Annotated in this window: 4 protein-coding genes; 1 reads left to right on the top strand and 3 read right to left on the bottom strand. The window is 73.5% G+C overall.

Annotated elements, in window-relative coordinates; genetic code table 11:
- The coding region (gene selD, locus DDE13_RS21910; protein WP_111406325.1) for a selenide, water dikinase SelD at positions 1 to 943 on the top strand (943 nt) is incomplete at its 5' end.
- Between the two features lie 60 nt (positions 944 to 1,003).
- Here selD and mnmH read toward each other — a convergent pair.
- From mnmH to DDE13_RS21895, 3 genes are all read right to left on the bottom strand, one after another.
- The gene (mnmH, locus tag DDE13_RS21905) at positions 1,004 to 2,089 is read right to left on the bottom strand and encodes a tRNA 2-selenouridine(34) synthase MnmH (RefSeq protein WP_111406324.1); all 1,086 of its coding nucleotides are present in this window, start codon (positions 2,087 to 2,089) and stop codon (positions 1,004 to 1,006) included.
- Positions 2,090 to 2,127: 38 nt separating this feature from the next.
- Positions 2,128 to 3,039 carry an NAD(P)/FAD-dependent oxidoreductase gene (locus DDE13_RS21900; protein WP_111406323.1) on the bottom strand — a complete coding sequence of 304 codons (912 nt, stop codon included), beginning with the start codon at positions 3,037 to 3,039 and terminating at the stop codon, positions 2,128 to 2,130.
- Positions 3,040 to 3,125: 86 nt separating this feature from the next.
- Positions 3,126 to 4,283, bottom strand: a 1,158-nt coding sequence (locus DDE13_RS21895) for an ABC transporter permease (RefSeq protein ID WP_162631178.1), incomplete at its 5' end; no start/stop codon positions are given.

Below are 4,283 nucleotides of genomic sequence, written 5' to 3'. Positions count from 1 at the left end.
CGCGGCGCTGGCCGCCTTGCCCGCGCCCGCGCGGCCCGACATCCTGTCGCGGCCCGGCGACGACGCGGCGGTGATCGACGCGGGCGGCACGCGACAGGTCATCACCACCGACCACCTGCGCGCGGTGGTGGACGATCCCGGGCTGATGGCGCGGATCGCGGCGCTGCATGCGCTGGGGGATGTCTGGGCGATGGGGGCCGCGCCGCAGGCCGCGCTCGCCACGATCATCCTGCCGCGCATGGCCGCGCCGCTGCAGGCCCGGACACTTGCCGAGATCACCGCGGCCGCGGGCAGCGTTCTGGCCGATGCCGGGGTCACGCTTGCGGGCGGTCACACGACCATGGGCACCGAACTGACCATCGGGTTCACGGTCACGGGGCTGGCCGATCGCCCGATCACGCTGGCGGGCGCACGGCCCGGCGACACGCTGGTGCTGAGCCGGCCCATCGGGTCCGGCACGATCCTGGCGGCGGGGATGCGCGGGCGCGCAGCGGGGTACGACCTGGCCGCGCTTCACCGCCTGATGGCCACGCCGCAGGGGGATGCGGCGGCGGCCCTGGCCCCGGTTGCGCATGCCATGACGGACGTGACCGGTTTCGGGCTGGCCGGGCATCTGCTGGCGCTCCTGCGGGCATCGGGTTGCGGGGCGCGGATCGATCTGGCGGCGGTGCCGATGCTCGACGCGGCCCTGCAGCTGGCGGCGCGCGGGATCGCATCCACCCTTGCGCCCGCGAACCGGGATCACGCGGCGGGGCAGATCGAAGGGCTGGACGACAGCCCGCGCGCGCGGCTGCTGTTCGACCCGCAGACCTGTGGCGGATTTCTGGCGGCGGTGCCCGCGGACGCGGCGCGCGCGCGCGTGGCGGAGCTGCGCGCCATGGGCCACGGCAGCGCTGTCATCGGCACCGTCACCGCAGGGGCACCGCGCATCGTGCTGGAATGAACGCACGGGGCGGCGCGCCGCGACCGCCGCCAGGGGCTTAAAATTCTGGATACCAGAATTTCAGGGTCCGCCCGTGGCCGGTGCCGCGCCCCTGGCGGCGTGTTCGAGCGTGGCGGCCAGCGCGGGCAGCCCCGCATCGAGCGCGGCGTCGTCCAGCCGGTCGAACACCTGCCGCGCCACGACCCGGTCGGCGAAGCGCGCCTGCGACTTGCCGTAGCGCGGGTCGTAATGGGTGGTCATCAGCTCCGCCGCCACGCCGGGCATGTCGCCTTCGGCGATCATCTCCTGCCAGCGCGCAACCTGCGCACGCCCGTGCAGGCGGTGCAACTGACCCACGAGCGCCGCGAACCGAGCCGGGTCGCCCACAAGATCAGGATATGCCTGCGGGAAATGCGCGGCCCGTGCGGCCAGCGGGGCCGTGACCTCGACCCGTGGCGCGGCGCACATCGCGGCCCAGAGGACAGGCGGCACGATCAGGTCGCCGACCTTGGAGCTTTCGGCCTCCACCACCACCGGCTTCGCGGAATCGAACCGCGCGAGCGCCAGCGCGATCTCCCCCTCGAACGCCCGCTGGGATGGTTGCGGATCGGCCATCGCCCCGAAGATCGAGCCCCGGTGCCGCCCGATCCCTTCGAGATCCAGAACCTGCATGCCCGCGCCCGCCAGCTTGTGCAAAAGCACCGTCTTGGCGGTGCAGGTCATGCCGGTCAGCACCACCAGCCGGTGCGGCAGCGGCGTGTCGTACATCGCCTGCACCACAAGACGGCGGTAGCTGCGATAGCCCCCCGCCAGCGTCTGCGCGGGCCAGCCGATCTCGCGCATCAGCCATCCGAAGGTGCCCGACCGCTGCCCGCCGCGCCAGCAATAGACCAAGGGTCGCCACCCGCCGGGCCGGTCGGCGAGCGGCCCGTCCAAATGGTCCGCGATGTTGCGCAGCACCTGCGCGGCGCCGAGCCTGCGCGCGCCGAAGCGGCTTTGCTGGACGTAGATGGTGCCCACCTGCGCGCGTTCGTCATTGTCGAGCACGGGCAGGCTGATCGCGCCGGGCAGCCGGTCCTCGGCGTATTCGGCGGGCGAGCGCGCGTCGATCAGGTCGTCGAAACCGGCGTCGAACAGATCGGACAGGGCGGAAAGCTGGAATTGCATGCCGGTCCGATACAGCGCTGCCGCAGCGGGGGAAAGGGTCAGTGACCGAGTGCTGCCAGCGCCACCTGTGCGCTGTGGAACGCGTCCTCGGCGCGCGGGCCGAGGCACCAGTCCCCGGCGATCACCAGACCGCGCGCGGGATCGGACAGGCAGCCCTGCCCCAACGGCACCGCCGCTTGCGCATAGAGCCAGCGATGGGCATCGGCATGCAGCACCCCCGGCAGGCGCCCGCCCGCGCGAGCGCGAAGCAGGTCCAGCAGGGCCGCAGCCGCAGCGTCGCGCGGCAGGTCGAGGTGGGCGCGGGTCCATCCGGCGCTGGCCTGCGCCACCCAGGTCTCGCCCGTCCGGCCCGGCTTGCCCCCGTCGCGCGCGATCCAGCCAAGGGCTGCATCCGTCTTGCGCATGGCATCGGGCAGGTCCGGACGCGCCTCGAACGCCGCCATCAGCGTCCAGCACGGGTCCATCGGCACCGCCCCCGCCTGCACGCCCAGCGGATCGTCCGGCAGCAGGGCCGCGGCCTGCGGCGCGGGCACGGCCAGCACGAGCTGCGCGGCGCGGGCCAGTTCCACGCCATCCCGATCCGTCGCAAGCCAGGCACCGCCCGTGCGCGCAAGTCCGCTCACGCCCTGCCCCGTCCGCACGTCAAGACCCGACGACAACGGCTTGACCAGCGCGCTCATGCCCGGGGTCCCGACGCGGGCACCCGGCACCTGCGGCCAGTCCGCCGGCCCAAGCCCGCCCATGAACGCCGCGAACGCGTCGGATTTCGGCCGCAGATACTGTGCCCCGTGGTCGAAGCGCCAGTCGCCCGCGCGCCGGGTCGCCAGCCGCCCGCCCAAGCCCCGGCTCTTGTCCAGAACCGTCACCGGAACGCCCGCCCGCGCCAGCCCTGCGGCCACCGTCAGCCCGCACAGGCCCGCGCCGATCACCAGTGTCGACTCTGCCCCCATCTCACCCCTTCGTCTTCTGTCCGGAAATATCCCGCGGTGGCGAGGGGCGCGCAGCCCCCTGCGCCACCGCCATCCCCTGCGCCGCGTCAGTCCTGTGCGCGCAGCACCTGCGCCGGGCGTGCGGCCAGCGGGCGCGCGGCGAAGGCAAGCCCCGCCAGCAGTGTGGCCAGCACGCCGCCCGCGACGATGCCGATGGCCGACCCCCATGCCAGCCGGAACGGCGCCTCCATCACGAAGGTCATGACGCCCCAGCCTGCGGCCGCCCCCGCGGCAAGCGCCACGAGCCCCGCGGCGGCCCCCATCAGCCCCGCGCGCAGCGCGAAGCTGCCAAGGATGCGCGCCCGCGTCGCCCCCAGCGTCTTCAGCAGCGCCGCCTCGTAGACCCGCGCGCGTTCGCCAGCCGCCGCAGCCCCGATCAGCACGACGAAGCCAGTCAGCAGCGTCGCCCCGGCGGCATAGGATGTGGCCGCGGCGATCCCCGCCAGCACGCGCGCCACGTTGTCGATGGCGTCGCGCACCCGCACGGCGGTGATGTTGGGATAGGCCCCGGCCAAGTCGCGCAGGATCGCGGCCTCGGCCCCTTCCTCCGCGTAGACCGTGGAAATCCAGGTATGCGGCGCCCCCTGCAGCGCGGCGGGATTCATCGACAGGATGAAGCCGATGCCCGCATTCGAGAAATCCACCGCGCGGAAGCTGGTGATCTCCGCCGTGATGGGCCGCCCGAGGATATCGACCGTGATCGTGTCGCCAAGCTCCAGCCCGATCTCGACCGCTTCCTCGGCGGCGAAGCTGACCTGTGGCGGGCCGTCATAGCCCTCGGGCCACCATGCGCCTTCCGTCACCTCCACCGTGTCGGGCGCTGCGGCGGAATAGGTGACACCCCGGTCGCCGCGCAGCACCCAGTGGTCGGCCACGTCGCGCGCCGGGGTGCCGTTGATATGGGTTATGACCCCGCGCAGCATCGGCGCCGCGTCCACCCGCGATACCGCCGGATCGCCGTCGAGCCGCGCGCGGAACCCGTCGATCTGGTCGGGCTGGATATCCACGAAGAAATAGCTCGGCGCGATCTCGGGCAGGTCCGTGTCGATCGCCGTGCGCAGGTTGGTGTCGATCTGCCCGACCGCCGCCAGCACCGCCAGCCCAAGGCCGAGCGACAGCACGACCGACCCCGCTTCCTCGCGCGGGCCGCCGATGGCCGCCAGCGCCAGCCGCAGGCCGGGCCGCCCGCGCACCATCCGCCGCCG

The sequence above is a fragment of the Meridianimarinicoccus zhengii genome, from assembly GCF_003254465.1.
Taxonomy (GTDB): domain Bacteria; phylum Pseudomonadota; class Alphaproteobacteria; order Rhodobacterales; family Rhodobacteraceae; genus Meridianimarinicoccus; species Meridianimarinicoccus zhengii.
The sequence above is the reverse complement of the archived record's forward strand: the minus strand, read 5'-3'. Positions and strand labels throughout refer to the sequence as shown.

Excerpts from the sequence above, each read along its gene's own strand:
- DDE13_RS21900 (WP_111406323.1), bottom strand. The coding sequence starts at position 3,039 with ATGGGGGCAGAGTCGACACTGGTGATCGGCGCGGGCCTGTGCGGGCTG.
- mnmH (WP_111406324.1), bottom strand. The coding sequence starts at position 2,089 with ATGCAATTCCAGCTTTCCGCCCTGTCCGATCTGTTCGACGCCGGTTTC.